The organism is Bradyrhizobium sp. (genome assembly GCF_019242285.1).
Classification (GTDB): domain Bacteria; phylum Pseudomonadota; class Alphaproteobacteria; order Rhizobiales; family Xanthobacteraceae; genus Bradyrhizobium.
Map to the genome: position 1 here is coordinate 1 of NZ_JAFAVV010000899.1, position 2,772 is coordinate 2,772.

The 2,772-nt window shown below is 64.0% G+C and carries 2 protein-coding genes; both read right to left on the minus strand.

Annotated features, from left to right (window positions below):
* A partial coding sequence (locus JOY90_RS36880) for an SPFH domain-containing protein (RefSeq protein WP_291696007.1) occupies positions 1–1,706 on the minus strand: 1,706 nt, incomplete at its 3' end.
* A gap of 247 nt (positions 1,707–1,953) precedes the next feature.
* Positions 1,954–2,772: DUF3471 domain-containing protein (locus JOY90_RS36885; RefSeq protein WP_291696008.1), on the minus strand; the 819-nt coding region annotated here is incomplete at its 5' end.

The window sequence follows — 2,772 nt, forward strand, 5'->3', positions numbered from 1 at the left end:
TCGGCCTCGCCCTGGCCCTCGAGCCGCGACTGCTCGCCGACGGCCGCCGCCGTCACCTTGCGCGTCTCGGCATCCTTCAGCGCACGCGCCAGCGCCGCGGCGCCCTCGTTCTCCTTGACCTTGACCTCGATGAGCGACTGCGTCAGCGCGATCTGCGCTGCGGCCGTGGCCTTGGCCTCGTTCAGCGCGCGCTCCTGGATTGCGGCCTTCTCCTGCTCCTGGAAAGTCTCGATCTGCTCGCGTGCGACCTGGCGCGAGCGGAGCTGGATCAGGATATTCTCGATCGTATGGTCGCCCACCGGCGCGCGCGGCGTGCCGATCAGAACCTCCTGGAGATCGAGCGAATAGTTCTCGAACTTCGCCTTCATCTGCTGCGCGGATTCCTCCTGGATCGCGGCGCGGTTCTGCAACAGCTCGATCAGCGTCATCTTCTGCGCGATGTTCTTGAAGAAGGCGGAGACCATCGGATCGAGCGTCTGCTCGACCAGCTTCTTCACGTCGCCGAAGCGCTGGATGATCATCGGCGCCTTCTTGTAGTCGATGTGCATCACCACCGAGAGCGGCAGCGTCGGCTCGAACGCGTCCTTGGTGATCAGCGAGATCTCCGACAGGTTCTCGTCGAGCTTCATCGCGCCGACCTCGCCGCGCACCCATTTCAGGATGAAGTTGACGGTCGGGATGATCTCGATCTTGCCGGCATAGGTGTTGAAGGCGTATTTGCCGGGCAGCAGCGGGTCCTTCCAGACGCCGCGGCTGCCGTTGAGCACGAGCTCGCCGTGACGATACTGCTCGCCGGAGACGTCATCGGTCCGGGGTCCGGTATAGAAGATCACGACGCCGACATTGCCGACCGGGATCACCGTCTTCGGCACCGCCTCGACGGTGGCGAACAGGCGGTTGATGTACCAGGTGCCTTCGACGATGATCTGCAACTGCCGGCCGCGATAGCCGCCCGCTTTCAGGAATTTCTCGGGCTCCTGGAAGTTGTTGTGGAAGGTCTCCGCACGGCGCAGATCGATCCCGACTTCGGGCGCGATGATCTCGCCCGGAGGCAGCGACGGGCCGTCATGCACGGTGACGATGCCGACCAGGTCATGCTCGGTCGCGAGCACGAAAGGCGAAAAGCCCCAGCGCTCGGAGATCGTGAGCTGCATGCCCTCCAGCACGCCGCGCTCCTGCTGGCTCAGGGCATGGCCGTAGACGCGATCGTCGGTGATGATCGCGAACTGCGTGGTGTTGATCGCGTAGGTGCCCTCGCGCAGAATTTTCCGTTGCGGCCCCTTCTGGCCGCCGCCGAGCAGAAACCGCCGCGCGTTCTGGAAGTCCGACTTGTCCTCGGTGTCGTTGGCGCCGAGCACCTGCGAGGGGCCGAGCGGCGCGCCGTCGCGCGCGAACACATAGGCGATCTTGCCCTGCCCGACCGTGACCAGATCCGACCTGTGGATCCGGTACATGAAGGGGAAGAACACGTGCAGGCCGCCGCGCAGCACCTCCGGCTCAAAGCCGGCCTCGCCGTTCAGCGCGATGAAGCCGCCGTCGATCGAGCCTCTCGCCGACCACAACTTCTCGACGATGCCGACCTGGTTGTTCGGGATGTAGCGAAAGATGTTGGAGGCACGCACCAGGATGATCACGGCGACCAACGCCGCCGCCCAGAGGGCCGGCTGGGTCCAGCCGGAGCCACCGAGAAATCCATTGAAGTCCATATTCCATCTCCACAATTCGCAACCGGGCGGCCCGGAAGCCGGGCCTGTACCCAAGAATTGCGGGGCGGGAATGTGGTGGGCGTCACTGTCCGCGCAATACGTTCAAGGGAGTACGCCCTGCCAATCTTTTTTCGTTTAGCCGCATTGACAAAGCGCGGCGCTTTGGCGGCCACTGTTATATTGTAACATCTCGCGCCGAGACGTTTCGTCGACGCGATGCCCGCCAACCGTCCGCAGCAAACGCGTCCTAGGACCGATCGAGCTGCTCCGGCCTGTCATCCTCCACGCGGTCCGCGACGAACGTCCCAACCGGCTGATGCAGGATGATCTGCGTGACGCTCTTCGCCTCGCCACCAAATTCGACAACGAAACCCTCGAGCTCGACAATACGGAAGCGTCGAGCTTGCAATGGTTCGAGGCGATAGGCCGGCTGATTGTCCGACTTCAGGACGAGGCCGCCTTGCTCGTCCAACGTGACGCGATGTTCGGCGCTTCCGCTGAAACGGCCGACGCAACATGCGCGGAATGCCGGATCGGTGCAGTCGCCGGCCGCCAACCGGGTGAACACGATGTCCTTCACCATCGGCTCGAACGGCGCCGACAGGCTGACGATGTTGCCATCGCGATCGGTCAGGAAAGTGATGGGAAGATGATCCGGCAACAGGCGATCGGGCGGCGCCGGCAACTCGAATGTCTCGAAGTGACGATGCGTCATCGTTGCGGCCATGCCGCGCCACGACCATTGCAAGGCGCCGTCCTGCTCCCCGATCGACATCACCCCATAGGCCGGATGCTCGTAGTCGGCGGCATATTCCGCGAGCGCGTGCGCGGGGGGCGTGTCCTTGCGACGCGCTGCCTCCCGCGCATCCTTGTCCGCCTCGATATGGGCGAGGAAATCGTCACGCTGCTTGCCAAAACGCGCGCGCCAGTCGACGGCCTCGCGACCACGCAACCGGTCGATGATGTACAAGGTCAGCGTCTGCGGAACGTCGTTCGGACTGTGGTTGGTCAGCACGGCGATCGCGATGCCGTGATCGGGCACCAGCGTCATCCGATGGCTCCAGCC